The organism is Methylocystis sp. Uni0008 (assembly GCF_056838045.1).
Genome location: NZ_CM166370.1, coordinates 310,555 through 333,125, shown reverse-complemented (window position 1 = coordinate 333,125; position 22,571 = coordinate 310,555). Strand labels below are relative to the sequence as shown.

Genomic DNA, 22,571 nt, shown 5'->3' with positions numbered 1-22,571 from the left:
GGCGGGGGCGGAACGATCGGCCGGCGGGCCTTGAACCCGTCGTGACGAGGAGAAAGAGAATGGCGGCTCGTCAGGAGACCGTTGCGCGCGTCGAGTCGATCGACGTCGACGCCTATAAGTACGGGTTTTCGACCGATATCGAATCGGAAAAGGCCCCCAAGGGCCTGAATGAAGACATCGTTCGTTTCATCTCGGCCAAAAAGAGCGAGCCGCAGTGGCTCACCGATTGGCGCCTGGAGGCCTACCGCCGCTGGCTGACGATGCCTGAGCCGCGCTGGGCGCGCGTTCACTATCCGCGCATCGACTTCCAGGATCTCTACTATTACGCCGCGCCGAAGTCCGCGCCGGGTCCGAAGTCGCTCGACGAGGTCGACCCGGAGCTGCTGCGAACCTACGAGAAGCTTGGCATTCCGCTGCGCGAGCAGGAGATTCTCGCCGGCGTCGAGACGCGCCGGGTGGCGGTCGACGCGGTTTTCGACAGCGTGTCCGTCGCCACGACCTTCAAGGAAGAGCTGGCCAAGGCGGGCGTCATCTTCTGCCCGATTTCCGAGGCGGTGCAGACGCATCCGGAGCTGGTGCAAAAATATCTCGGCTCGGTCGTGCCGGTGACCGACAATTTCTACGCGACGCTGAACAGCGCCGTCTTTTCCGACGGCTCCTTCGTCTATGTGCCGAAGGGCGTGCGCTGCCCGATGGAGCTTTCGACCTATTTCCGCATCAACGAGCAGAAGACCGGGCAGTTCGAACGCACGCTGATCATCGCCGATGAAGGCTCGTATGTGAGCTATCTCGAAGGCTGCACGGCGCCCAAGCGCGACGAAAACCAGCTTCACGCGGCGGTGGTGGAGCTCGTCGCGCTCGACGACGCCGAGATTAAATATTCCACGGTGCAGAACTGGTATCCTGGCGACAGCGAAGGAAAGGGCGGCATTTACAATTTCGTCACCAAGCGCGGCGATTGCCGCGGCCGCAATTCGCATATCTCCTGGACCCAGGTCGAGACCGGCTCGGCGATCACCTGGAAATACCCGTCGTGCATTCTGCGCGGCGATGGCTCGCAAGGCGAGTTCTACTCGATTGCGGTTTCAAACGGCTATCAGCAGGTCGACAGCGGCACCAAGATGCTGCATCTCGGCAAGAACACGAAGAGCCGGATCATCTCCAAGGGCATTTCGGCCGGCCGTTCGCAGAACACCTACCGCGGCCAGGTTTCCGCGCATCGCAAGGCGGAGGGCGCCCGCAATTTCACGCAGTGCGACAGTCTGCTGATCGGTCATGACTGCGGCGCGCATACGGTTCCCTACATCGAGTCGAAGAACCCCAGCGCGCAGTTCGAGCATGAGGCGACGACCTCGAAGATTTCCGAGGACCAGCTGTTCTACGCCATGCAACGCGGACTGACGGAAGAAGAGGCGACGGCGCTGATCGTCAACGGCTTCGTGCGCGACGTGCTGCAGCAGCTGCCGATGGAGTTCGCCGTCGAGGCGCAGAAGCTGATTTCGATTTCGCTCGAGGGGAGCGTCGGTTGATGCGAACATTGCGTATTTCTTTCCCCGAGGAATTGGAAACAGAGATTGCTGCGGCGGTCGCATGTGGCGAGTTCGAGTCCGAGGACGACGTCATTCGGGCGGCAGTCGCGCAATGGCGCACAGAGCGCCTTGTGGAGAGGACGGATGTCGAGGAATTACGCCGGCTCTGGCGAGAAGGAGTCGATAGCGGCTCCGGACGCTTTGGCTCCATCGAGGACATCAAAGCCGAGGCGCGCCGCCGTCAGTCACAGAGCTAGCATCGCATGCGCATCGTTCGGACGGCGCGCGCTGAAGAGGATTTAATTGAGATCTGGTCTTATATCGCAAGAGAGAACGAGACCGCTGCGGATCGGACGTTAGATTCGCTGGAAAGGAAGACGAGATTGCTGGGTCCATATCCGCAAATAGGGCGACAGCGGCCAGACATCGGCGAAGGAGTCAGAAGCGCGATAAGCGGCGCTTATCTCATTCTGTATCGCTTGCACGACGATCACGTAGAAGTCGTTCGCTATGTGCATATGAAACGACGGCTTGAGGGATTGAATTGATGCTCGAAATCAAGGATCTGCACGTGTCCGTCGGCGAGCGCGAAATTCTCAAGGGCCTGACGCTCAGCGTAAAGGCCGGCGAGGTCGCGGCCATCATGGGGCCGAACGGCACCGGCAAATCGACGCTCTCATACGTCATTTCCGGCCGCGAAGGCTATGAGGCCACGAGCGGCGAAGTGCGGCTCAACGGAGAGAATATTCTCGACCTCGATCCGGCGGAGCGCGCCGCCAAGGGCGTTTTTCTCGCCTTTCAGTATCCGGTCGAAATTCCCGGCGTCGCGACGATGACATTCCTCAAGGCGGCGCTCAACGCGCAGCGCCGCGCGCGCGGCGAGCCGGAACTGCAAACGCCGGAGTTCATGAAGCGCGTCAAGGAGGCGGCGGCGTCGCTCGGCGTTTCCCAGGACATGCTGCGCCGGCCGCTCAACGCCGGCTTCTCCGGCGGCGAGAAGAAGCGCATGGAAATCCTGCAGATGGCGCTGCTTCAGCCGCGTCTCGCCATTCTGGACGAAACGGATTCGGGCCTCGACATCGACGCGCTGCGGGTCGTCTCCGACGGCGTCAACGCGCTGCGCTCGCCCGAGCGCGCCTTCGTCGTCATCACGCATTATCAGCGTCTGCTCGAATATATCAGGCCCGACACCGTGCATGTGATGGCGCAAGGCCGCATCATGCGGTCGGGAGGCCCGGATCTTGCTCTGGAGCTCGAGGAGCGCGGCTATCAGGATTACATCGCGCAAGAGGCGGCGTAAGCGATGATCAAGCTGGCGAGCGAAGCGGAAGCGACGCTCTCGTCCTTTTACGAAGAGATGCGCGACAAGGGCGCGGAGCGCCTGCGCGCGGCGGCGTGGGCGGCGTTCTCGGAGTTCGGTCTGCCGAACCGCCGCGTCGAATCATGGCATTACACCGACCTGAAGGCGGCGATGAGCAAGCCGGCGCCGCTCGCCACCGCTTCGCATGGCGCGTTGACGCTGCCGCGCGCGCATGATTCGCTCCGGCTCGTCACGCTCGATGGCGTGTTCCGCCCCGATCTCTCGGACATGGCTCGACTCCCCGAGGGCGTCGTGGCGCGATCGCTGCGCGACGCGCTCGCTCAGGGCGAGTTGCATGTGATGTCGGCGCTCGCCAGCGCCGATGTCGGCGCGCAGGATCCCATCCTCGCGCTCAACGCGGCGCTGATGCAGGACGGCGTCGTCTTGGAGATTGCGCCGGGCGCTCGGATCGACCGCGCGATCGAACTCGCGACGCTGGTCTCCGCGGACGCGGCGCAGTCGACCTACACGCGCGTGCTCGTGATGCTCGGCGAGGACGCTCACGCGAGTCTGATCGAAACGATCGGCGCGCTGTCGGGAGCGCCCGCTCAAGACAATGGCGCGCTCGTTCTGCGGCTCGCGCCGCGCGCCCGCGTCGATCTCGTCACGCATGTTTCAGGCGGCGTCGATCAAACAATTCGCGTTTCATCGCTGATTGCGCATCTCGAGGCGAACGCCGCGATCAATTCCGTCGCGCTCATCGAGGGCGAGGGGTTGAACCGGCGGCAGATTTTCACGCGGCTCGACGGCGAGAAGGCGAGCGCGCTCTTCAATGGCGCGACTCTGGGACGCGGACGGCTGCACGCCGACACGACGCTCGTCGTCGATCACGTGAAGCCGCACGGGCAAAGCCGGGAATGTTTCCGTAACATTCTCGACGACCAGAGCATCGGGGTATTTCAGGGCAAGATCATCGTGCGGCCCGGGGCCCAGAAGACGGATGGCGTGATGCAGTCCAAGGCGCTGCTGCTCTCCGCTCAGGCGACGATGAACAACAAGCCGGAGCTCGAAATCTTCGCCGACGACGTGCAATGCGGCCACGGCGCGACTTGCGGCAGGCTAGACAAGGATCAGCTGTTTTATCTATGCGCGCGCGGACTGCCCCGCCGAGAAGCCGAAGCCCTGCTCATCGAGGGTTTCGCCAATGAGGCGATTGAAGCGCTTGAAGACGAGCAATTGAAGGCGTTTCTCGGCGAACGCGTCAGCGCATGGCTCTCTCGAAGGATCAATCGATGAACGAGATTGCGCGCATTCAGACAGTCTACGACGTTGAAGCGGTTCGGGCGGACTTTCCGATCCTTTCCGAGCGCCCTTATGGAAAGCCGCTCGCCTATCTCGACAACGCCGCCTCGGCGCAAAAGCCGCGGGCGGTGATCGAACGGCTGACTCATTTCTATGAGCACGAATTCGCCAATGTGCATCGCGGCCTGCATTATCTGGCCAACGCCGCGACAGAGGGCTACGAGGGCGCGCGCGAGACCGTCCGCCGCTTTCTCAACGCGGAATCCACCGAAGAGATCATTTTTACGCGCGGCGCGACCGAAGCCTTAAATCTCGTCGCCGCCTCCTTTGGACAGGCGCATATCGGAGAAGGCGACGAGATCATCCTGTCGCTGATGGAGCATCACTCGAACATCGTGCCCTGGCATTTCCTTCGTGAACGCAAGGGCGCCGTGCTGAAGTGGCTCGACGTCGACGAGGACGGCCGTTTCGATCTTCAGGCGTTCGAAAAGCTCTTCTCGAAGCGCACGAAGATCGTAGCGCTCACGCATATGTCGAATGTGCTCGCCGCGCCGGTGCCGATTGCTGAGGTCGCACGCATCGCTCATGCTCACGGCGTTCCGCTGGTCGTCGACGGTTCGCAGGGCGCGGTGCATCTGGATGTCGACGTGCGCGCGCTCGACGTCGATTTTTATGTGGTGACCGGCCACAAGCTTTACGGCCCCACCGGGATCGGCGCCGTTTACGGCAAACGTAAATGGCTGGAATCGTTGCCGCCCTTCTGTGGCGGCGGCGAAATGATCGAAACGGTGACCGTCGACTCGGTCACCTATAACGCTCCCCCGCATCGTTTCGAGGCGGGCACGCCGCCGATCGCGCAAGCCGTGGGGCTTGGCGCCGCGCTCGACTATATGGAGCGCATCGGCCGGGACGCGATCCGCGCGCATGAGGCGGGACTGACCGCCTATGCGCATCAGAAACTCTCGCAGATTGAAGGGCTGCGAATCTACGGCAAGGCGCCCGACAAAGGGCCGATTGTTTCCTTCGACATGGCGGCGGCGCATGCGCATGACATCGCCACGATCATCGATCGTTCAGGCATCGCGGTGCGGGCGGGGACGCATTGCGCCATGCCGCTTCTCTCCCGTTTCGGCGTCACCTCCACCTGCCGCGCGTCTTTCGCGCTATACAATACGCGCGAGGAGATCGACAGGCTGGCGGAGGCGCTGGAAAAGGCCCGCTCTCTTTTCGCCTGAGGAGAATTTCGTGTTCATGAACGATGCTCCCAACGCTAGCGAAGCACAGCCCGCCCCGGCGGCGGATCGAACGCCTCACGCCATTGAAACTGAGCGGCTGACGAACGACATCATTAAGGCTCTCAAGACGGTCTACGATCCGGAAATCCCGGCTGACATATACGAGCTTGGCCTGATTTACCGCGTCGACATTTCGGAAGAGGGCCTCGTCGAGATCGACATGACGCTGACCGCGCCGGGCTGTCCGGTCGCGGGCGAAATGCCGATGTGGGTCAAGAATGCGGTGAGCGCCGTGCCGGGCGTCAGCGACGTCAAGGTCAACATGGTGTTCGACCCGCCGTGGGATCAGAGCCGCATGTCGGATGAAGCGCGAGTCGCGCTCGACATGTGGTGAGCGCAAAGGCGCGATAGGATGATGCGATGGCTTCAATGCAGAAGATGAGTGTGATGAACGTCAGCCCGGCTGCGGCAGACCGCGTGCGCGGCTTGCTGGCGAAGGCTCAAGAGGGGCAGGGGCTGCGCGTCTCGGTGGAGAAGGGCGGCTGCGCCGGCATGTCCTACAAGATGGAGATCGCCGAAGCCAAAAAGGGCGACGAAGTGATCGAGGTCGAGGGCGGACGAGTGATCGTCGACGCCGCGGCGGTGCTCTATCTTCTCGGCACGACGATGGACGTCAAAACGACGCAGTTCGCCTCGACCTTTGTGTTCGAAAACCCCAACCAGACGTCTGCCTGCGGTTGCGGCGAGAGCGTCGAGCTGAAGCCCGCCGAGCCGGAGAAGCTTGGCGCCGCGACGGAAATTGGGAGTTCCTGATTTCATCGGGGCCGCCATGGACCGCGCGCGTATCGAGGAGCTTTTCGCGCCAGTCGCCGCGGTGTCGGTCAAGCGCATGTTCGGCGGCCATGGCGTTTACGCCGATGGCCTCTTCTTCGCCATCGAAACGGGCGGCGAAGTCTATCTGAAGGCCGATCAACATAGCGCGGCGCGGTTTCAAGAGGCGGGCTGCCGGCCTTTCGTCTACCAGGGGAAGAACCGTCCGATCGCGCTCTCCTATTGGAGGCTCCCGGACCAGGCGCTCGAAGACAGCGACGAACTTGCGCGCTGGGTCAGGCTCGCGGTCGAGGCGGCGCTTCGGGCGCGCCCGAAAAGGCCGAAACCGGCGGCGGGGAGGGGCAAGACCTCCAACGCCCGGCATTCGCCGCCCAAAGGACGCCGAACCGAGCGATAACCGTTTGATATGCATGGCTCTTTATATGGGGCTAATGCTGGCGTCGCCCGTGCGAATCGCCTATAGACATGTGACCTAGACCGCTATCCTTGAACTGGCGCTCACTTGGCCGACGACGACACAAAAAAAGACGACTCCGACCGGCCTGGCTCCGACATAAAGCCGGTCTCGATCGCCGACGAGATGAAGCGCAGCTATCTCGATTACGCGATGAGCGTCATCGTCTCGCGCGCCCTGCCGGACGTCCGCGACGGCCTGAAGCCCGTGCATCGGCGAATTCTGTTCTCGATGCACGAGAACGGACACACGCCGGATAAGGCCTATGTGAAGTCGGCGCGCATCGTCGGCGACGTGATGGGTAAATACCACCCGCACGGCGACGCGGCGATTTACGATGCGCTCGTACGCATGGCGCAGCCCTTTTCGATGCGGCTGCCGCTCATCGACGGGCAAGGCAATTTCGGCTCCGTCGACAATGATCCGCCGGCGGCGATGCGCTACACGGAGTCGCGGCTCGCAAAGCCTGCGCTGGCGCTGCTCGAAGACCTCGACGAAGGCACCGTCGACTTCCAGGCCAATTACGACGGCAAGGAGCACGAGCCGACGGTCCTGCCGGCCCGCTTTCCCAATCTGCTGGTCAATGGCGCCGGCGGCATCGCGGTCGGCATGGCGACCAACATCCCGCCACACAATCTCGGCGAGGTGATCGACGCCTGCATCGCGCTCATCGATCGGCCCGATCTCACCGTCGCCGAATTGATGGAGATCGTGCCGGGGCCGGACTTCCCCACCGCTGCGACGATCCTCGGTCGCGGCGGCATCCGCAACGCCTTCGCGACCGGGCGCGGCTCGATCATCATGCGCGCCCGATCCGAGATCGAGACGCTGCGCAAGGATCGCGAAGCGATCATCTTCACCGAGATTCCCTATCAGGTGAACAAGGCCGCGCTGATCGAGCGCATCGCCGATCTGGTGCGGGAGAAAAAGATCGAAGGCGTCGCGGATCTGCGCGACGAATCCGACCGCGACGGCATGCGCATCGTCGTCGAGTTGAAACGCGAGGCTGTCGCCGACGTCGTCCTTAACCAGCTTTGGCGTCACACCGCGCTGCAGACGAGCTTCCCCGTCAACATGATCGCGCTGAACGGCGGGCGTCCCGAGCTGATGACGCTCTACGACGTGTTGCGCGCCTTTGTCGATTTCCGCGAGACGGTCGTCACCCGCCGCACCAAGTTCCGCCTCGCCAAGGCGCGCGACAACGCGCATCTGCAGGTGGGTCTCGCCATCGCCGTTGCGAATATCGACGAGGTGATCCGTCTCATCCGCACGTCTCCCGACGCCGCCGCGGCGCGTGAAGCGTTGATGGCGCGGGATTGGCCTGCCAAGGATATGGCGCCGCTCGTCGAACTCATCGCCGATCCGCGCCACCGACTCAGCGACGACGGGACCATCCGGCTTTCGGAAGCGCAGGCGCGCGCCATTCTCGATTTGCGTCTGCAGCGGCTGACGGCGCTTGGCCGCGAAGAGATCTCCGAAGCGCTGAACAAGCTTGCGGCGGAGATCGCGGATTACCTGGATATTCTGTGCTCGCGCGAACGTCTGTTCGGCATCGTCAAGGACGAACTGCTGGCGGTCAAGGAAGCGCACGCCACGCCGCGCCGCACGCAGATTGTCGAGGCCGACGGCGAGGTCGAGGACGAGGACCTGATCGCGCGCGAAGACATGGTCGTCACCGTCTCGCACGCCGGTTACATCAAGCGCGTGCCGCTCTCGACCTATCGCGCGCAGCGGCGCGGCGGCAAAGGGCGTTCCGGCATGCAGACGAAGGAGGAGGATTTCGTCCACCGACTCTTCGTCGCCAATACGCATACGCCGGTGCTGTTCTTTTCATCGCTCGGCAAGGCCTACAAGGAAAAGGTCTGGCGCTTGCCGCTCGCCGCGCCGCAGGCCCGCGGCAAGGCGCTCGTCAACATGCTGCCGCTTGAACAGAACGAGCGCATCACCACCATCATGCCGCTGCCCGAGGACGAGCAGAGCTGGTCGACGCTCGACGTCATCTTCGCGACGACGGGCGGCACTGTCCGGCGCAACAAGCTCTCGGATTTTGTCGACGTGCGCCGCAACGGCCTCATCGCCATGAAGCTCGACGAAGGCGAGGCGATCGTCGACGTCGCGACCGCCACCGAGCGCGACGACGTGTTGCTGACGACGCGCGACGGCCAATGCATCCGCTTCGCCGTGCCGGAGGTGCGGGTCTTTCAGGGCCGCACGTCGATGGGCGTGCGCGGCGTGGCGCTGGGGGCCGGCGATCGTGTGATTTCGCTGTCGATCCTCAATCATTTCGACGCCTCGGGCGAAGAGCGCGCCGCTTATCTCAAGCGCGCCAATGCGCTGCGCCGCCGCATGGGCGAGGACGTTTCGCCGGAGGCGGGCGCCGAGGTCGAGGAAGCTGCGGCCGTAGAGCTGTCGGATACGCGCTTTTACGAAATGCAGGCGGCGGAGCAGATCATTCTGACGGTTTCCGAGAACGGTTTCGGAAAACGTACGAGTTCTTACGAATATCGTACGACGGGGCGCGGCGGCAAAGGCATCGTCGCCATGGCGGTGAACGCCAGGAACGGCAAGCTCGTCGCCTCCTTTCCCGTCGGGCATGGCGACGAAATCATGCTCGTGACCGACGGCGGTCAGCTGATCCGTTGCTCCGTCGACGGCATTCGCATCGCCGGCCGCGGCGCTCAGGGCGTCATCGTGTTCGACACGGCCGAGGATGAGCGCGTCGTTTCCGTCGAGCATATCGGCGACGTCGGCGAGGGCGAGGACGCCGAAGCCTGAGAACGCGGTCGACGAAGGGGCGAGGCGCATGAGCGGGGGCGACCAGGACGCAGACGGCCCCGTGCTGGTGACCGGCGCGCCGCGTCGCATCGGCCTCGCCATCGCCGAGCGCTTCGCGCGCCAGGGTCGGCCGGTCGTGCTGCACGCCTCGCCGCGCTCCAAGGAGGAGGCGGAGCTCGCCGCACATGCGATCCGACAGCGCGGCGGGCGGGCCGCGACGGCGGTCGCCGATCTTGCCGACGCGAATTCCACGCAGGCCCTGGTCCAGCGCGCCGGCGAGGCCTTCGGACCGCTGCGGCTGCTGATCAACAACGCCTCGATTTTCGAGATCGACGCCGCGCAGGATTTCTCGCTGGAGCGCTACGAGCGGCAGATGCAGATCAATCTGCGCGCGCCGCTGTTGCTGTCGCGCGACTTTGCGGCGGCGCTGCCGGCGGAGGCGAACGGCGCGATCGTCAACATCATTGACCAGCGCGTCTGGCGCCTCACGCCCCTGTATTTCTCCTACACGCTGTCAAAATCGGCGCTCTGGGCGGCGACGCGCACCATGGCGCAGGCCTTTGCGCCGCGCATTCGCGTTAACGCCGTGGGTCCGGGGCCGGTCTTCCCCAACGCGGCGCTCGGCGAGCGGGAATTCGAGATCGAGGCGCGCGGCGTCCCGCTGCAGCGCGCCGCCGACGTCTCGGGCGTCGTCGACGCGGTCGTTTACCTCAGCCAGGCGAAAAGCGTGACGGGCCAGATGGTCGCCGTCGACAGCGGCCAGCACCTGGGCTGGCGTACGCCGGACGTCGGCGCCGAGTAGGCCGGGGCAGGCTAGTCGGCGCTGGGCAGACGTCGGATCGTAAACTCGATGCGCCCGTCGTCCAGTTCGCGCCAGAACTCGATCTCGGTCATATAGGCGGCCTTCGGGAAGCGCTCGAACCATTCGCGCGCTTTCGCGCGCGCGTCGCTGCGCTCCAGCGTGAAGGTCTCGCGCCGCCAGCCACTTGCTTGCGCGCTTCGCTTGTCGGCGAAGCGCCGCGCAAGATCCCTCGGCGCGCCTTTGGATACGCTCATACTCGTGCTCCGGGTCATCAACTTATACCAACCCGCGGTGATTAGAACCGATAGGCCCATTCACGCAGCCCGATGGACATTATGCGCCAGGGTTGTTCGACGAGGTTGTTCCACGCATCACAGCAGTGATCGACGATATCATCGTAGGATTTGAACACCCGATTTGAGAGACGATTGTCACGCAGGAACTGCCAGACGTTTTCCTGTGGGTTGAGTTCCGGACATTTGGCAGGCAGCGGCATGATAGTGACGTTGGGGGGAACGTTGAGCTTGTCGGTCATATGCCAACCGGCCTGGTCGAGCAGGACCACGGCATGCGCGCCGGGTGCAATATTCCGCGCAATCTCGGCAAGGTGGAGGTTCATCGCATAGGTGTTGCATTTGGGCAGGATGAGAGCGGCTCCTTTTCCGTCCTTCGGCGAGATGGCGCCGAAGATGTAGGTCGAGGCGGTGCGCTGATCCCGTGGGGCGGAGGGACGCGATCCGCGTTTTGCCCATCGACGGGTGATCTTGTTCTTCTGACCGATGCGCGCTTCATCCGCGAACCAGATTTCTATGTTGCGCGCATCGACGCATTTTTCCCGGGCGATTTCCTCCAGGCGTGCGGGGAAGTTTTTTTGAATTCCTCGATGGCGCCTTCACGCTGCGCGTGATGGCGGGGGCGCGCGGAGAGCTTGCGATATCCCATTTTTCGGAGCTCGCGGCTCATCGTCGTTTCCGAGACAGAGATGCGGAACTCTTCCGAGAGCCATTGACAAAGGTCGACGATCCGCCAACGCACGACGCCATGGATCGCGGGTGTGGGTCCGTCATCGACCATGCGCCGGAGCGCCGTGCGATGCTCATCCTTCATGAGCGACGGCTGGCCAGGCGCCTTGCGATCGAGGAGGCCGCTCGGGCCATGTGCGTTGAAGCGCAACACCCAGTCGCGGACGATCTGAAGCGTCACACCACCAATCTTTGCCGCCTCGCTGCGGGCTCCGCCATCATAGATTGTCGCCAGAGCGAGAAGCCGGCGCGCTTGTGGCGCGTCTTTCGAGCCTCGCGCCAACACCCGAAGTCCCTCGGCATCGAAATCATCACGCAATCGCACCGCTGCCGCCATGACGAACCTCCCTCGGTTCGCCAATAAGAATCAGACATTTGCCGATTCGGGAATCTGGGGTGAGTCAGACTCACGGCGGGTTGGTATTAGTGCAGCGGGCGCGAGAAGGGGAGTCGCGCGCCTATGACGACCTGGCGCCGCTTCCCCACGCCCGCAAACCGCGCTAGACCCAACCTATGTCTGAGCGCCCCCCTTACATGATCACTACGGCCATTCCTTATGCGAATGGCGCGCCGCACATCGGCCACGCCTATGAGCGCATCGCCACCGACGCCTTTGCGCGATGGAAACGGCTCGACGGCTATGACGTGCTGTTTGTCACTGGCATGGACGAGCACGGCCAGAAAATGCAGCGCACGGCCGAAAAGGAAGGGCTGACGCCCTGGGCGCTCGCCGACCGGACCGCCGCGCAATTCGCCCGGATGGGCGAGGCGTTGAACGCCCGCGCCGACGACATCGTCCGCACGACGCAGGCGCGTCACAAGGAGACGGTGCTCGAAATCTGGCGGCGCATGGAGGCGAACGGCGATCTCTATCTCTCGAAATACGCTGGCTGGTATTCGGTGCGCGACGAGGCCTATTACGACGAGGGCGAACTCACCGAGCGGGACGGCAAGAAATTCGCGCCGACCGGGACGCCGGTCGAATGGGTGGAGGAGGAAAGCTGGTTCTTCAAACTGTCCGCCTATGCCGAGAAGCTGCTCGCCCATTATGCGGCGCATCCGGAATTCGTTACGCCGGAACACTACAGGAATGAGATCGTCGCCTTCGTGAAGCGGGGCCTCACGGACCTCTCGGTTTCGCGCACCACCTTCGACTGGGGCATCGAGATTCCGCTGAGCGCGCAGACCTCTGCGAAGCATGTGATGTATGTCTGGGTCGATGCGCTTACGAATTACATAACAGCTACGGGATACCTTACGGAAGGCGGAAACAAGGCGCGTTTCTGGCCTGCCGACGCACATGTCATCGGCAAGGACATCACCCGCTTTCATGCGATCTACTGGCCGGCGTTTCTCATGTCGGCGGGCGCGCCTTTGCCCAAGCAGATCGTCGTGCACGGCTTCCTGTTCTCCAAGGGCGAGAAGATGTCGAAATCGGTCGGAAACGTCATCGATCCGATCGATCTCGCCGAGCGCTACGGCGTCGACCAGTTGCGCTACTTCTTCCTGCGCGAGATTCCCTTCGGACAGGATGGCAATTATTCGCATGAGGCCATCGTCAACCGCATCAACGCCGATCTCGCCAACGACCTCGGCAATCTTGCGCAGCGATCTCTCTCCATGATCGCCAAGAACTGTATGGGCGCCGTACCGCGTAAACACACGCTTACGGAGGCCGACAATGACATTCTCGCGCAGGCCGCTGATGCGCTCGCCAAGGCGCGCGCCTCGATGGAGGCCTATGCGCCGCATCACGCACTGGCGGAGATTTTCCGGGTGGTCGCGGAAGCGAATCGCTATTTCGCCGCGGAGGAGCCCTGGGCGAAGAAGAAAACGGATCCGGCGCGCATGGAGACCGTTCTCTACGTCACGGCCGAGACCCTGCGCCGGGTGGCGATTCCGCTGCAGGCGTTCATGCCCGATTGCGCGGGAAAGCTTCTCGATCTCCTGGATGTCGGTCCGGACGAGCGGGACTTCACGCACGCCGGCGAGACGAACGCCCTCCAGGAGGGCGCGCCGCTGCCGCCGCCGACGCCGGTGTTTCCGCGATTCATAGAAGAGGAAGCGGGCTAGGCTTGCGGCGCGCGCCGATGGGTCGGAAAAGCGCGCCGTCGGCGCGCCGCCCGGGGCCTGCTTGCCTTCGCCACGCGCTGACCATAATCAGCCGTTTCAAATGGCGGCGACGCGGGAGCGACGAAATAGCCTTGATCCGCGGGCTTGCCGGCCAAAGCTCGGGCGTGCAGTATCAAATGCGGGGTTCCTTCTATAGGAATGGCGCTTAGCCGCTCGGCCGAGTTCGCCTGGCGAAGCCCGCTTCGTTGCGTCGTATCTCAAACGTCTCAGAACGGCCCTATTCTCACAGAGGAACTCATGGAATGGCGCGTGGCATTTCAACGATCCTGACGGCGGTCATATCCGGCGCGATCGGTTTTGGACTGGGCATCTATGCGGCGCCGACGGAAGGCGTCGCCAATCTGAAAGCGGCGATCGAGGGCCGGTTCAAGCCATCGCCAGCGGAGGAGACCCCGCCTGAGGCGGCTCCGGAGGAGGCCGCGCCGAGCGAAGCGACTGCGACTCCGGCCGAGCCGGAAGCGCCGGCCCAGCCGGACGCTACGGCCGCGCCCGCGCCCGAAGCGCCGCAACCCGAGCAGCCGGCGGTGGTCGAGACGCCAGCTGCGCCCGTCCCCATGCCGACCGAAGCGCTGCCGCCCCCGCAGCAGGAGGCGGCGCCAGCCGCGCCCGCCGCGATGCCGGAGGCTCAGCCGACGCCGGAGCCGGCAGCCCAACCGGTCAAGCCGAAGCCGAAGCCGAAGAAGCCGAAGCCCAAGCCGAAGCCCGCGGCTCCGGCCGAGGAGCCGGCGGCCGAACAGCCCGCCCAGTAATCGGCACATAGCGCCGCGCCGACGGTCCCTGAACCGCTTGCTTAAGCGAGCAGGGGTCGCGGCGAGCGCCTTTCTCCACTCAAGGGGGGAATGTCGCTATGACCAGCGAAACAGCGCGCTTCGTCGGCGACATTCCCGTTTTTTACGACCGCGGTCTCGGCCCGGTGATCTTCGCGGACTACGCGGCCGACATCGCCCACAGGACGGCCGCGAGCGCTCCCATCGACGTGCTCGAAACCGCCGCCGGCACGGGGATCGTCACGCGCAGGCTGCGCGACGCTCTCGGCCCGCAGGCGCGGCTCACGGCAACCGACCTCAACGAGCCGATGCTCGATGTCGCAAAGGCGAAATTCGGCGCGGCGGAGCAGGTGACGTTCCGGCCCGCAGACGCCACAGCGCTGCCTTTCGCCGACAACGCCTTTGACGCGATCGTCAGCCAGTTCGGGCTGATGTTCTTTCCAGACAAGGACGCAGCGCATCGCGAGGCGCGGCGCACGCTTCGGCCTGGCGGCCGCTATCTGTTCAGCGTCTGGGACTCGCCTCGCTACAACACCTTTTCCCGCCTGGGACAGGAAGTGGTCGAGCGCTTCTTTCCTGACGACCCGCCACAGTTTCTCCGGGCGCCTTTCTCCTGCGCCGAGATCGATCCGATCAAGGAGTCGCTGATCGGCGCCGGCTTCATCGACGTCGCCGTCTCAGTGCAGCCGCGCGTCAAGGATGTGGCCGATCCGGTCGCCTTCGCGCAGGGACTGGTTCTTGGCAGTCCGCTGTTTGAACAGATTCGCGCGCGCGGCGGCGTGTCCGCGGAGTCGCTTGTCGATGCGCTGACCGAGAGGCTCACGCAGGAACACGGCGACAGTCCCATGCGTCTGCCGATGCAGGCGATCCTCTACGAAGCGAGAACGGCGTAGCGCGCGCCTACTGCGGCGCGGTCATCAGCTCGAGCACATGGCCGTCGGGGCTTTTGAAATAGACGCCGCGGCCGCCGTTCCAGTCATTGAGCTGGCCGTCCGTCAACCTTCCCGGCGCGCTCCCGAAGGCCACGCCTTCATCCTTCACGCGCTGGAAGATCTGGTCGAACTCCTCGTCGCTGACGTGGAACGCATAGTGGCTGGATCCGAAGCCTTCATCCTTGTCGAACAGCAAAGTCAGCTCGCTGTTGACCTTCACCGGCGCGAAATGTCCCTTTGAGCCGTCGTAACGCAGCCCGAAGATCTGCGCGAACCAGCGCGCCGCAGCCTCTTTGTCGTTAGCCGGCACGATGGTGTGATTGAGGGTGATGGCCATCGATCAAGCTCCGCCTGACTCCTTTAGGGATTCAGATGGGAACTCTCGGCGCTGCAGTCACGAGCGTCGCGGCGCTCACGCGCGGCGCCAGGAAGCCGTCAACGCGCCATCCAGATTTCGATGGACGCGAACGCCGAATGGCGCGCATTCGCGATCGAGCGTGCGCGCCAGCCATTCGGCGTCGGCGGCGGACGCCCGCTCCAGGCGCAAGCGCCGCATCTGCAGCGGAACCAGCCGAAGCTCAGTAAGCTCCCCGCGCGTCACATCGATATCCGCAAAATACATGAGAGAGAGATCGCCGCGATAGCTCTCATAGCCGCTGATGCCCTCATAGTCGTTGAGGAAGTCGCCGCAGCCGTAGAGGATCAATCGGTTACGAAAGACCTCGAAACCTTTGGGATGATGCGACGAATGTCCGTGGACGACGCAAGCGCCGCCGTCTTCGATCAGCCGATGCGCGAAGCGCCTCTGGGCGTCCGAGACGCGATAGCCCCAATTCGAGCCCCAGTGGATCGAAACCACGAGCACGTCGCCCGGCTGCGCCGCGCTTCTCGCCAGATCGCAGGCGATGGCGGCGCTTTCAGACGAAAGATCCGGCAGCAGACTGACCCCTGGCGAGTCGCTGGTTGCGGCCCAGTCGAGAGGCGTCCCGCCGTCGGGCAGGGCGAAGGACAGGACGACCACCCGGCCTTTTCCCGGAATCTTCAGGATCGTCGCCCGCCGCGCGTCATCGATCGTGCGTCCAGCGCCGGCGACTGCGATGCGAAGGCGCTCGAGCGTCGCGAGCGTTTCGAGGAGTCCGGAGCGGCCCCAGTCGAGCACATGGTTGTTCGCGAGCGCGCAACAATCGACGCCGGCGATGCGCAGACATTCCGCGTTCTGCGGACTGACGCGGTAATTGATCGCCTTGTGTTCCGCGGTCTCGCTGCGCGTTACGCTGGTTTCGAGATTGATGATGCGGGCGTCAGGCGCATAGGCGCGGAGCTCGTCGAGCGCAGCGCCCCAGATATAGGCAAGGTCGACCGGCCGCTGAATAGGCCCCGACGCCACTTCGGCGAGACGGACATATTCTTGCGCCGAAGAGACATATTCCTCGTAGAGCTGGGGCGGGCAGGGCGAAGGGAGGATCTGGTCGACTCCCCGACCGATCATCACGTCGCCGCACAGAAAAAGCCTCACGGCCTGCAGTCCGTCGCGATGCGGCGGCGCGGCGACGCTCATATCGTCGGCGGAAAGTTCTCTTCGTCGTCGCCGCCGCCGAGTAGCGAGACGATCTCTCCGGCGACGTCCTTCAGCGGCGCGCCGGCGCCGAAGACGTCCGGATCGCCCGACATCCACATCGAAGCTTCCTCGACGTCGGCGATCGTCGGCCGCAAATCCATGATCGCCGACAAGGTCGCGTCGTCGATCTCGCCGAATACGTCCATCACGTCCTTGATCGTCGCCAGCGGACGGCCGTCGCCGTCCTGCGCGGAAGACTGCGTCAACGTTCTGCTCCTCGCCCTTGCAACGGGCCGCCCGAATTCGACTCGTGGCGGTCCCGGATGACATCGGCGATCAGAAAGGAGAGTCGCTCCTTCGCCGCCGGAGTCTGCGCATTTGCAACGATGGTCGTCGTCCCTCTTCCGGGACGAATGAATTCCTCGAAGAAGGTCTCGAGATCAAGATCTTCTTCGGCGGTTTCCTCAGACGCGTCCTCGACTGGCTGCGGGCCAATATCGTCCTCGATGACGACGGTCACGGACCAGCCTTCGTTCTGCGCAGGGGCGAACTCCAGCGTGGCGAGAGTGGCGACGTCGCTCACGTCCTCGCGCGCTTCGTCTCCCAACCGCAATTCCTTCCGCAGCGGAATGTCTCTCGTCTCGATGGCGCGATTCGCCGCGAGCCTGAACCTGGACGGATTCGCCTCGCGCTCCGCCATGACCCAGCGGATCAGCTGCTCGGGATCGACGTCGAGAGGATAGCTCTGCATAGCAATAAAATTATAGCGTCGCCTATCATGGCCGCGAAGGAGCCCCGCGCAAATATTTGTGTTTTCCGCCAGCCGAGCCATATTGCCGCGTCGGCGCAAACCTATCGTATAAGTCCTCGGCGAGCGCCGGAGGGATCTCTCCAGCCTGCGAAGTTCGCCTTCCCGACCGAAGCTGATGCTCATCGACACACACTGCCACCTGGACTTTCCCGATTTCGCGCCCGAGCTTCCGGAGACGATCGCTCGCGCCAAGGCGCGCGGCGTCGCCAGAATGATCACGATCTCGACGCATCTGTCGCGCTTCGACCAGGTGAAGTCGATCGCCGAAACCTATCCGGACGTCTTCTGCACCGTGGGGACGCATCCGCATCATTCGCACGAAGAGGCCGAGCCGACCGTCGAGACGCTCGTCGCTCTTTCGCAGCATCCGAAATGCGTCGGATTGGGAGAGGCGGGTCTCGATTATCACTATGACCATGCGCCGCGCGACCAGGCGCAGCGCGTGTTCCGAATCCATGTGCAAGCCGCAAGAGAGACCGGGCTGCCGCTCGTCATCCACACGCGCGACGCCGATGACGACTGCGCCGAAATCCTCAAAGACGAAATGGGGAAGGGGGCTTTCCCCGCCCTGCTCCATTGCTTCACGAGCGGCCCGGCGCTCGCACGAACGGCGCTTGAACTCGGTCTCTATATTTCCTTTTCCGGCGTCGTGACCTTCAAGAACGCGGAATATCTGCGCGAGATCGCCCGCGACGTGCCGCTGGAGCGCATGCTTGTCGAAACCGACGCGCCGTTCCTCGCGCCGACGCCGCATCGCGGCAAGCGCAACGAGCCGGCCTTCGTCGTCGACACGGCGCGCACGCTGGCGGAGATCAAGGGCGTGAGCGCCGCCGAACTCGCCATCGCCACGACCGAAAACGCGCTCCGGCTCTTCTCGAAAATGCCGCCTCTGGACGTCGCCGCGTGAGCCTTAGAATCAGGATTCTTGGTTGCGGCTCGTCAGGCGGCGTGCCGCGGGTCGGGCAGGGCTGGGGAAAGTGCGATCCGGGCAATCCGAAGAACCGCCGTCGCCGCTGCTCGATTCTCGTCGCGCGCGGTCCTTCCGACGCGGCGACGCAGGTGCTCGTCGACACCGGTCCCGATCTACGCGAGCAGCTCATCGACGCCGACGTCAAGCGGCTTGACGCGGTCTTCTACACCCATCCGCACGCCGATCATACGCACGGCGTCGACGATGTGCGTGGGCTGGTCATTCTGAGCGGACGGCGCATCCCGGCCTATATGGACGAGCCGACCTCGCGGTCCTTCGCCGCGAAGTTCGACTATATTTTCAAGACTCCGCCGGGCAGCTTCTATCCGCCGCTGATGACCGAACACCGGCTGCATCTCGGGCGCGCCGTATCCGTGGAGGGGCCGGGCGGCGAGATCGTCGCGACGCCTTTTCGGCTCGACCACGGCGACATGGACGCCCTCGGCTTTCGCTTCGACGATGTGGCCTACACGCCCGATCTTCACGCGATCCCGCCTGAGAGCGCGCAATATCTCGAAGGGCTGGATCTGTGGATCATCGACGCCCTGCGCCACCAGCGGCACGGGACGCACCTGTCCGTCGCACAGGCGCTGGAGTTCGTCGCCCATTTCAAGCCTAAGCGCGCCGTCCTGACTGATCTGCACGTCGATCTTGATTACGACGCGCTCGCCGCGACTCTGCCGGAGAATGTCACGCCGGCGTTCGATGGAATGGAGCTCGTCGTCTGAGCGACGCACCTCCAAAAGGCCCCGAATTTTAGTTCCATAATATCGATTATGCGAATCATACATGGGGGCTGAGATATCGTTCGTCCCCCTTCGCGATCGGCGAATCTTCGGCGTCTGACCCACTGACCGTCGGTGGAGCGCGTCTCGGGCCTGACGCTTTATGTTGACATTGCGGCCGCCGCGCGGACGACGGCGCGTCGAAATCGCGGCGCGCAACTCACCTAAGGTGCTGCAAACGCGAACATTCCTCGTGGCCGCGGGGCCGCGCCGGCGGCTGTCAAACCATGGCGACTGTTTGGATTTTTGGATCACCCCACGGAATTCTCTGGCCTTCCGGGGCGAAACTCTGGTAAAAGGCTCGCTGCGCGGGACTATATGGCATTCAAGAGGCACATCATCGTCGTTTCCGACCGGGCGTATTTTGCGACCCGAACGGGGACGGCTGGGCGCACACGGTTGGCATAGCGGTCTTGCCGTTTTTGGCGGAGACGAGCAGGTAGACATGAGCAAAGGTAGAGATTTTCGGGGCCCCCGCAAGCGCGGATTTGATGACGACGCCCCGTATGGATACGATTCGCCGCGACCGAGCCGGCCGGCGCGATCACCCTTTGGCGGCGGATTTCCAGACTCGCCGCCGCCGATGTCCAACGAGCCCGCAATCGACGCCATCGTGAAGTGGTTCAAGCCCGACAAGGGCTTTGGTTTCGTCGAACTCGGCAATGGCACCGGGGACGCCTTCCTTCACATCGGCGCCGTTCAGGCGGCGGGATATGACGCCTTGCCGCCCGGCGCGAAACTGCAGGTGCAGGTCACCAGCTCGGTCAAGGGCCAGCAGGTGGCGCGCATTCTCGAGGTCGATCTCGCCGGCGCCTCCGAGCGCGCGCCGCCTCCGCGCAGCGGTGGCGGTTTCGACAGCCCCCGGCCCCGTCGCCAGGCCCCGGATCCGTCGACCGCCGTGCCGGTCTCCGGCAAGGTGAAATGGTTCGACGAGACCAAGGGCTTCGGCTTCGTTCAGTCGAACGACGGCGGCAAGGACGTGTTCGTCCACATCTCGATCCTCGGCCCGTCCGGCGTGAACCGTCTCGCCGAGGGGCAGCCGGTCACCATGCAGGTCGTCGACACGGCGAAAGGCAGAGAAGCGCTGTCCATCACGCTGGACTGAGCCTCGCCCGGTAAATCAAAGCGCCGCGATCCTCAAAAAGGGCCGCGGCGTTTTTCATTTGGGGAATCCCATGTCCTCCCGAGTGGATGGCGACGTCGTCCGACTGATCGAAATCATGGCGGCGCTGCGCACGCCCGGCAGCGGCTGCCCCTGGGATCTCGAACAGGATTTCCGTTCGATCGCGCCCTACACGATCGAAGAAGCCTATGAAGTCGCCGACGCCATCGAGCGCGACGACCTCGCCGATCTCAAGGACGAATTGGGCGATCTGTTGCTGCAGGTCGTATTCCATGCGCGGATGGCGCAGGAGCAGCGCGCCTTCGTGTTCCAGGACGTCGTCGACGCGATCTGCGACAAGCTCATTCGCCGGCATCCTCACGTCTTTGGCGGCGCAGAGTCGCTCGACGCCGGCGGCGTAAGCGCGCAGTGGGACGAAATCAAAGCGCGCGAAAAGGCTGCGAAGCAGGGCGCGCCGGCGGAGAGCCTGCTTGAGGGCGTGCCGCTCGCCCTGCCCGCGCTGACGCGCGCTTTAAAGCTTCAACAAAAGGCGTCGAAGGTCGGGTTCGACTGGGACGACGCGCAGCAGGTTCTGAGCAAGATTCGAGAGGAAACCGAGGAGGTCGCGGCGGAACTCGCCGCGCCGGGCGCACAGGCGTCTCCGGCGCTCGAAGAGGAAATCGGCGATCTCTTATTCGTCGTCGCCAATCTTGCGCGCCACGCCAAAGTCGATCCCGAGCAGGCGCTGCGCGGCGCCAACGCCAAATTCGAGCGCCGCTTCCGGCACATCGAACGGCGTCTCGCCGAAGCCGGCCGTTCGCCTGACGCAGCGTCTCTCGACGAAATGGAAGCGCTATGGGTCGAGGCGAAAACCGCCGAGCGCAAGCCACTCTAACGAGCGCAGCCGGGTTCGCTACGACGCCGCGCGGCGCCGTGCGCCGGTTTCGCGGATGACCTCGGCCTGGGGAAAGCGTCGCGAGAGCCCCTCCGAGCGGTCCGGATCGACGCGCACGACCAGATGCACGCCGCCCTGCGGCAGCGCTTCGCGCTCGAGCACTTCAGTGTGGGCGTGAAGCCAGGCGAGCCCTTCGCCGTCAGCCGCGTCCAGGTCCAGTTCAAAGCGCACACGGCCCGCCGCCAGCTTCGCCTCGATGCGGGAGAGCAATTCATCGAGCCCCTGCCCGGACAAGGCTGAGACCAGAACCGGCCGCCGCAGCGGCTCGACGCCGCGCGCGGCGAGCTGAAGCGCCTCCAACCGTTCAGGATCGAGGGCGTCGATCTTGTTCCAGACCTCCAGAATCCGCCCCTCGGCCTCTCCCTTCAGTCCGAGCTGGCTGAGGATCGACTCGACGTCCTTGGCCTGCGCCTCCCAATCTTCGTGCGACACGTCGCGAACATGGAGAACCACGTCGGCGAGCATCACTTCTTCCAGAGTCGCCCGGAACGCCGAGACGAGCATCGTCGGGAGGTCAGAGATAAATCCCACCGTGTCGGAGAGCAGGACCCGGGCGCCGTGCGGCAATCTGATCTGGCGCAGCGTCGGATCGAGCGTCGCGAACAGCATGTCCCGCGCCAGCACTTCCGCTCGGGTCAGCCGATTGAAGAGCGTCGACTTTCCGGCGTTGGTGTAGCCGACGAGCGCCACCACCGGATAGGGAATCTCGCGCCGAGTCTTCCGATGCAGCGCGCGGGTGCGCTTGACCTTGTCGAGATCGTGCTCGATGCGCCGCATCCGCTCCTCGATCAGACGCCGGTCCGTCTCGATCTGCGTTTCGCCAGGGCCGCCGAGGAAGCCGAAGCCGCCGCGCTGGCGTTCAAGGTGAGTCCAGGAGCGCACCAGCCGCGACTTCTGATAGGCAAGATGCGCGAGCTCCACCTGCAGCGCGCCCTCCTTAGTGCGGGCGCGCTGACCGAAGATTTCGAGAATGAGGCCGGTCCTGTCGATGACCTTGGCGTCCCACGCCCTTTCCAGATTGCGCTGCTGCACGGGCGAGAGCTGGCAGTCCATGCTGACGAGCGCAATCTCCTTCGCCTTGACGATTTCGGCGATCTCCTCGACCTTGCCTTTGCCGAGGTAAGTCGCGGGCCGAACTTCGTTGAGCGACAGGGACAGCTGGTCGACGACCTCCAGATCGATCGCCTGGGCCAGGCCGACCGCCTCGGCAAGCCGCGCGGCGGGGTCGCGCGCGCGTGCGGCTTCGCCCTGGGCCAGGTATGGCCCAATGACCATTGCGCGGGCGCCGACGCTCTTCGGCGCCGCGCC

Annotated in this window: 25 protein-coding genes; 18 read left to right on the top strand and 7 right to left on the bottom strand. The window is 64.1% G+C overall.

Annotation, left to right across the window (positions count from 1 at the left end):
• The first annotated feature begins 59 nt into the window (after positions 1 to 59).
• The 11 genes from sufB (at position 60) to AC0X69_RS01600 (ending at position 10,228) form a co-directional block, all read left to right on the top strand.
• Complete coding sequence (gene sufB, locus AC0X69_RS01650) at positions 60 to 1,529, top strand: Fe-S cluster assembly protein SufB (RefSeq protein WP_482610658.1); 1,470 nt, start codon at positions 60 to 62, stop codon at positions 1,527 to 1,529.
• Positions 1,529 to 1,786, top strand: coding sequence for a ribbon-helix-helix domain-containing protein (locus AC0X69_RS01645; protein WP_482610656.1), 258 nt, complete (start codon positions 1,529 to 1,531; stop codon positions 1,784 to 1,786). Before sufB ends, AC0X69_RS01645 begins: the two co-directional genes overlap by 1 nt.
• Positions 1,787 to 1,792: 6 nt before the next feature.
• A complete protein-coding gene (locus tag AC0X69_RS01640; RefSeq protein ID WP_482610654.1) occupies positions 1,793 to 2,077 on the top strand; it encodes a type II toxin-antitoxin system RelE/ParE family toxin in 285 nt (94 codons plus the stop codon).
• Positions 2,077 to 2,829 (top strand): Fe-S cluster assembly ATPase SufC, encoded by a 753-nt coding sequence (gene sufC / locus AC0X69_RS01635; RefSeq protein WP_482610652.1) that lies wholly within the window; start codon positions 2,077 to 2,079, stop codon positions 2,827 to 2,829. The genes AC0X69_RS01640 and sufC overlap by 1 nt, the downstream gene beginning before the upstream one ends.
• A gap of 3 nt (positions 2,830 to 2,832) precedes the next feature.
• The gene (gene sufD / locus AC0X69_RS01630; RefSeq protein WP_482610650.1) at positions 2,833 to 4,125 is read left to right on the top strand and encodes a Fe-S cluster assembly protein SufD; all 1,293 of its coding nucleotides are present in this window, start codon (positions 2,833 to 2,835) and stop codon (positions 4,123 to 4,125) included.
• Complete coding sequence (locus AC0X69_RS01625; RefSeq protein ID WP_482610648.1) at positions 4,122 to 5,366, top strand: cysteine desulfurase; 1,245 nt, start codon at positions 4,122 to 4,124, stop codon at positions 5,364 to 5,366. Before sufD ends, AC0X69_RS01625 begins: the two co-directional genes overlap by 4 nt.
• A gap of 16 nt (positions 5,367 to 5,382) precedes the next feature.
• Positions 5,383 to 5,760, top strand: coding sequence for an SUF system Fe-S cluster assembly protein (locus AC0X69_RS01620; protein WP_482610646.1), 378 nt, complete (start codon positions 5,383 to 5,385; stop codon positions 5,758 to 5,760).
• 26 nt (positions 5,761 to 5,786) lie between these two features.
• Positions 5,787 to 6,179, top strand: a complete 393-nt coding sequence (locus tag AC0X69_RS01615; RefSeq protein ID WP_482610644.1) for a HesB/IscA family protein — start codon at positions 5,787 to 5,789, stop codon at positions 6,177 to 6,179.
• Between the two features lie 16 nt (positions 6,180 to 6,195).
• Positions 6,196 to 6,594 (top strand): TfoX/Sxy family protein, encoded by a 399-nt coding sequence (locus AC0X69_RS01610; RefSeq protein ID WP_482610642.1) that lies wholly within the window; start codon positions 6,196 to 6,198, stop codon positions 6,592 to 6,594.
• A gap of 105 nt (positions 6,595 to 6,699) precedes the next feature.
• Entirely contained in the window at positions 6,700 to 9,426 is a 2,727-nt protein-coding gene (gene gyrA, locus AC0X69_RS01605) for a DNA gyrase subunit A (RefSeq protein ID WP_482610640.1), read from the top strand.
• A gap of 28 nt (positions 9,427 to 9,454) precedes the next feature.
• Positions 9,455 to 10,228, top strand: a complete 774-nt coding sequence (locus AC0X69_RS01600) for an SDR family oxidoreductase (protein WP_482610638.1) — start codon at positions 9,455 to 9,457, stop codon at positions 10,226 to 10,228.
• 11 nt (positions 10,229 to 10,239) lie between these two features.
• On the opposite strand, the gene AC0X69_RS01595 is transcribed toward AC0X69_RS01600, so the two are convergent.
• Complete coding sequence (locus AC0X69_RS01595) at positions 10,240 to 10,482, bottom strand: hypothetical protein (RefSeq protein ID WP_482610637.1); 243 nt, start codon at positions 10,480 to 10,482, stop codon at positions 10,240 to 10,242.
• A 41-nt stretch (positions 10,483 to 10,523) separates the two neighbouring features.
• Positions 10,524 to 11,587, bottom strand: a protein-coding gene (locus AC0X69_RS01590) for an IS630 family transposase (protein ID WP_482610635.1) whose coding sequence is annotated in 2 segments (ribosomal slippage) — positions 10,524 to 11,095 and positions 11,095 to 11,587 — 1,065 coding nt in all. Because the reading frame shifts where the segments join, the coding sequence is not laid out codon by codon here.
• 197 nt (positions 11,588 to 11,784) lie between these two features.
• Between AC0X69_RS01590 and metG the strand changes: the two genes are divergently transcribed.
• The 3 genes from metG to AC0X69_RS01575 all read left to right on the top strand — a co-directional run bounded on the left by metG (position 11,785) and on the right by AC0X69_RS01575 (position 15,043).
• Positions 11,785 to 13,323 carry a methionine--tRNA ligase gene (gene metG, locus AC0X69_RS01585; RefSeq protein ID WP_482610633.1) on the top strand — a complete coding sequence of 513 codons (1,539 nt, stop codon included), beginning with the start codon at positions 11,785 to 11,787 and terminating at the stop codon, positions 13,321 to 13,323.
• Between the two features lie 302 nt (positions 13,324 to 13,625).
• The gene (locus tag AC0X69_RS01580) at positions 13,626 to 14,132 is read left to right on the top strand and encodes a hypothetical protein (protein ID WP_482610631.1); all 507 of its coding nucleotides are present in this window, start codon (positions 13,626 to 13,628) and stop codon (positions 14,130 to 14,132) included.
• A 98-nt stretch (positions 14,133 to 14,230) separates the two neighbouring features.
• Entirely contained in the window at positions 14,231 to 15,043 is an 813-nt protein-coding gene (locus AC0X69_RS01575; protein ID WP_482610629.1) for a class I SAM-dependent methyltransferase, read from the top strand.
• A gap of 7 nt (positions 15,044 to 15,050) precedes the next feature.
• Here the strand turns inward: AC0X69_RS01575 and AC0X69_RS01570 are convergent, their stop codons facing one another.
• The 4 genes from AC0X69_RS01570 to AC0X69_RS01555 form a co-directional block, all read right to left on the bottom strand.
• On the bottom strand, positions 15,051 to 15,419 hold the full coding sequence (locus tag AC0X69_RS01570) for a VOC family protein (protein ID WP_482610627.1): 369 nt from the start codon (positions 15,417 to 15,419) through the stop codon (positions 15,051 to 15,053).
• A 75-nt stretch (positions 15,420 to 15,494) separates the two neighbouring features.
• Positions 15,495 to 16,640: a CapA family protein gene (locus AC0X69_RS01565; RefSeq protein WP_482610625.1), complete on the bottom strand. Its 1,146-nt coding sequence runs from the start codon at positions 16,638 to 16,640 to the stop codon at positions 15,495 to 15,497.
• Positions 16,637 to 16,906: a hypothetical protein gene (locus tag AC0X69_RS01560; RefSeq protein ID WP_482610623.1), complete on the bottom strand. Its 270-nt coding sequence runs from the start codon at positions 16,904 to 16,906 to the stop codon at positions 16,637 to 16,639. Before AC0X69_RS01560 ends, AC0X69_RS01565 begins: the two co-directional genes overlap by 4 nt.
• Positions 16,903 to 17,391 (bottom strand): hypothetical protein, encoded by a 489-nt coding sequence (locus AC0X69_RS01555; protein ID WP_482610622.1) that lies wholly within the window; start codon positions 17,389 to 17,391, stop codon positions 16,903 to 16,905. The genes AC0X69_RS01560 and AC0X69_RS01555 overlap by 4 nt, the downstream gene beginning before the upstream one ends.
• A 175-nt stretch (positions 17,392 to 17,566) precedes the next feature.
• On the opposite strand from AC0X69_RS01555, the gene AC0X69_RS01550 reads away from it, so the two are divergent.
• The 4 genes from AC0X69_RS01550 (at position 17,567) to mazG (ending at position 21,203) form a co-directional block, all read left to right on the top strand.
• Positions 17,567 to 18,358, top strand: coding sequence for a TatD family hydrolase (locus tag AC0X69_RS01550; protein ID WP_482610620.1), 792 nt, complete (start codon positions 17,567 to 17,569; stop codon positions 18,356 to 18,358).
• On the top strand, positions 18,355 to 19,149 hold the full coding sequence (locus AC0X69_RS01545) for an MBL fold metallo-hydrolase (protein ID WP_482610618.1): 795 nt from the start codon (positions 18,355 to 18,357) through the stop codon (positions 19,147 to 19,149). Before AC0X69_RS01550 ends, AC0X69_RS01545 begins: the two co-directional genes overlap by 4 nt.
• Before the next feature lie 502 nt (positions 19,150 to 19,651).
• Entirely contained in the window at positions 19,652 to 20,311 is a 660-nt protein-coding gene (locus AC0X69_RS01540; RefSeq protein WP_482610616.1) for a cold-shock protein, read from the top strand.
• A gap of 70 nt (positions 20,312 to 20,381) precedes the next feature.
• Positions 20,382 to 21,203: a nucleoside triphosphate pyrophosphohydrolase gene (mazG, locus tag AC0X69_RS01535; RefSeq protein ID WP_482610614.1), complete on the top strand. Its 822-nt coding sequence runs from the start codon at positions 20,382 to 20,384 to the stop codon at positions 21,201 to 21,203.
• Between the two features lie 18 nt (positions 21,204 to 21,221).
• Here mazG and hflX read toward each other — a convergent pair whose 3' ends face one another.
• On the bottom strand, positions 21,222 to 22,538 hold the full coding sequence (gene hflX, locus AC0X69_RS01530) for a GTPase HflX (protein ID WP_482610612.1): 1,317 nt from the start codon (positions 22,536 to 22,538) through the stop codon (positions 21,222 to 21,224).
• Between the last annotated feature and the right edge of the window lie 33 nt (positions 22,539 to 22,571).

Excerpts from the sequence above, each read along its gene's own strand:
- AC0X69_RS01570 (WP_482610627.1), bottom strand. The coding sequence starts at position 15,419 with ATGGCCATCACCCTCAATCACACCATCGTGCCGGCTAACGACAAAGAG.
- AC0X69_RS01615 (WP_482610644.1), top strand. The coding sequence starts at position 5,787 with ATGGCTTCAATGCAGAAGATGAGTGTGATGAACGTCAGCCCGGCTGCG.
- AC0X69_RS01600 (WP_482610638.1), top strand. The coding sequence starts at position 9,455 with ATGAGCGGGGGCGACCAGGACGCAGACGGCCCCGTGCTGGTGACCGGC.
- mazG (WP_482610614.1), top strand. The coding sequence starts at position 20,382 with ATGTCCTCCCGAGTGGATGGCGACGTCGTCCGACTGATCGAAATCATG.
- AC0X69_RS01625 (WP_482610648.1), top strand. The coding sequence starts at position 4,122 with ATGAACGAGATTGCGCGCATTCAGACAGTCTACGACGTTGAAGCGGTT.
- AC0X69_RS01645 (WP_482610656.1), top strand. The coding sequence starts at position 1,529 with ATGCGAACATTGCGTATTTCTTTCCCCGAGGAATTGGAAACAGAGATT.
- sufD (WP_482610650.1), top strand. The coding sequence starts at position 2,833 with ATGATCAAGCTGGCGAGCGAAGCGGAAGCGACGCTCTCGTCCTTTTAC.
- AC0X69_RS01540 (WP_482610616.1), top strand. The coding sequence starts at position 19,652 with ATGAGCAAAGGTAGAGATTTTCGGGGCCCCCGCAAGCGCGGATTTGAT.
- sufB (WP_482610658.1), top strand. The coding sequence starts at position 60 with ATGGCGGCTCGTCAGGAGACCGTTGCGCGCGTCGAGTCGATCGACGTC.
- AC0X69_RS01610 (WP_482610642.1), top strand. The coding sequence starts at position 6,196 with ATGGACCGCGCGCGTATCGAGGAGCTTTTCGCGCCAGTCGCCGCGGTG.
- AC0X69_RS01640 (WP_482610654.1), top strand. The coding sequence starts at position 1,793 with ATGCGCATCGTTCGGACGGCGCGCGCTGAAGAGGATTTAATTGAGATC.
- metG (WP_482610633.1), top strand. The coding sequence starts at position 11,785 with ATGATCACTACGGCCATTCCTTATGCGAATGGCGCGCCGCACATCGGC.
- AC0X69_RS01550 (WP_482610620.1), top strand. The coding sequence starts at position 17,567 with ATGCTCATCGACACACACTGCCACCTGGACTTTCCCGATTTCGCGCCC.
- AC0X69_RS01575 (WP_482610629.1), top strand. The coding sequence starts at position 14,231 with ATGACCAGCGAAACAGCGCGCTTCGTCGGCGACATTCCCGTTTTTTAC.
- sufC (WP_482610652.1), top strand. The coding sequence starts at position 2,077 with ATGCTCGAAATCAAGGATCTGCACGTGTCCGTCGGCGAGCGCGAAATT.
- AC0X69_RS01580 (WP_482610631.1), top strand. The coding sequence starts at position 13,626 with ATGGCGCGTGGCATTTCAACGATCCTGACGGCGGTCATATCCGGCGCG.
- AC0X69_RS01565 (WP_482610625.1), bottom strand. The coding sequence starts at position 16,640 with ATGAGCGTCGCCGCGCCGCCGCATCGCGACGGACTGCAGGCCGTGAGG.
- AC0X69_RS01620 (WP_482610646.1), top strand. The coding sequence starts at position 5,383 with ATGAACGATGCTCCCAACGCTAGCGAAGCACAGCCCGCCCCGGCGGCG.
- AC0X69_RS01555 (WP_482610622.1), bottom strand. The coding sequence starts at position 17,391 with ATGCAGAGCTATCCTCTCGACGTCGATCCCGAGCAGCTGATCCGCTGG.
- AC0X69_RS01595 (WP_482610637.1), bottom strand. The coding sequence starts at position 10,482 with ATGAGCGTATCCAAAGGCGCGCCGAGGGATCTTGCGCGGCGCTTCGCC.
- hflX (WP_482610612.1), bottom strand. The coding sequence starts at position 22,538 with ATGGTCATTGGGCCATACCTGGCCCAGGGCGAAGCCGCACGCGCGCGC.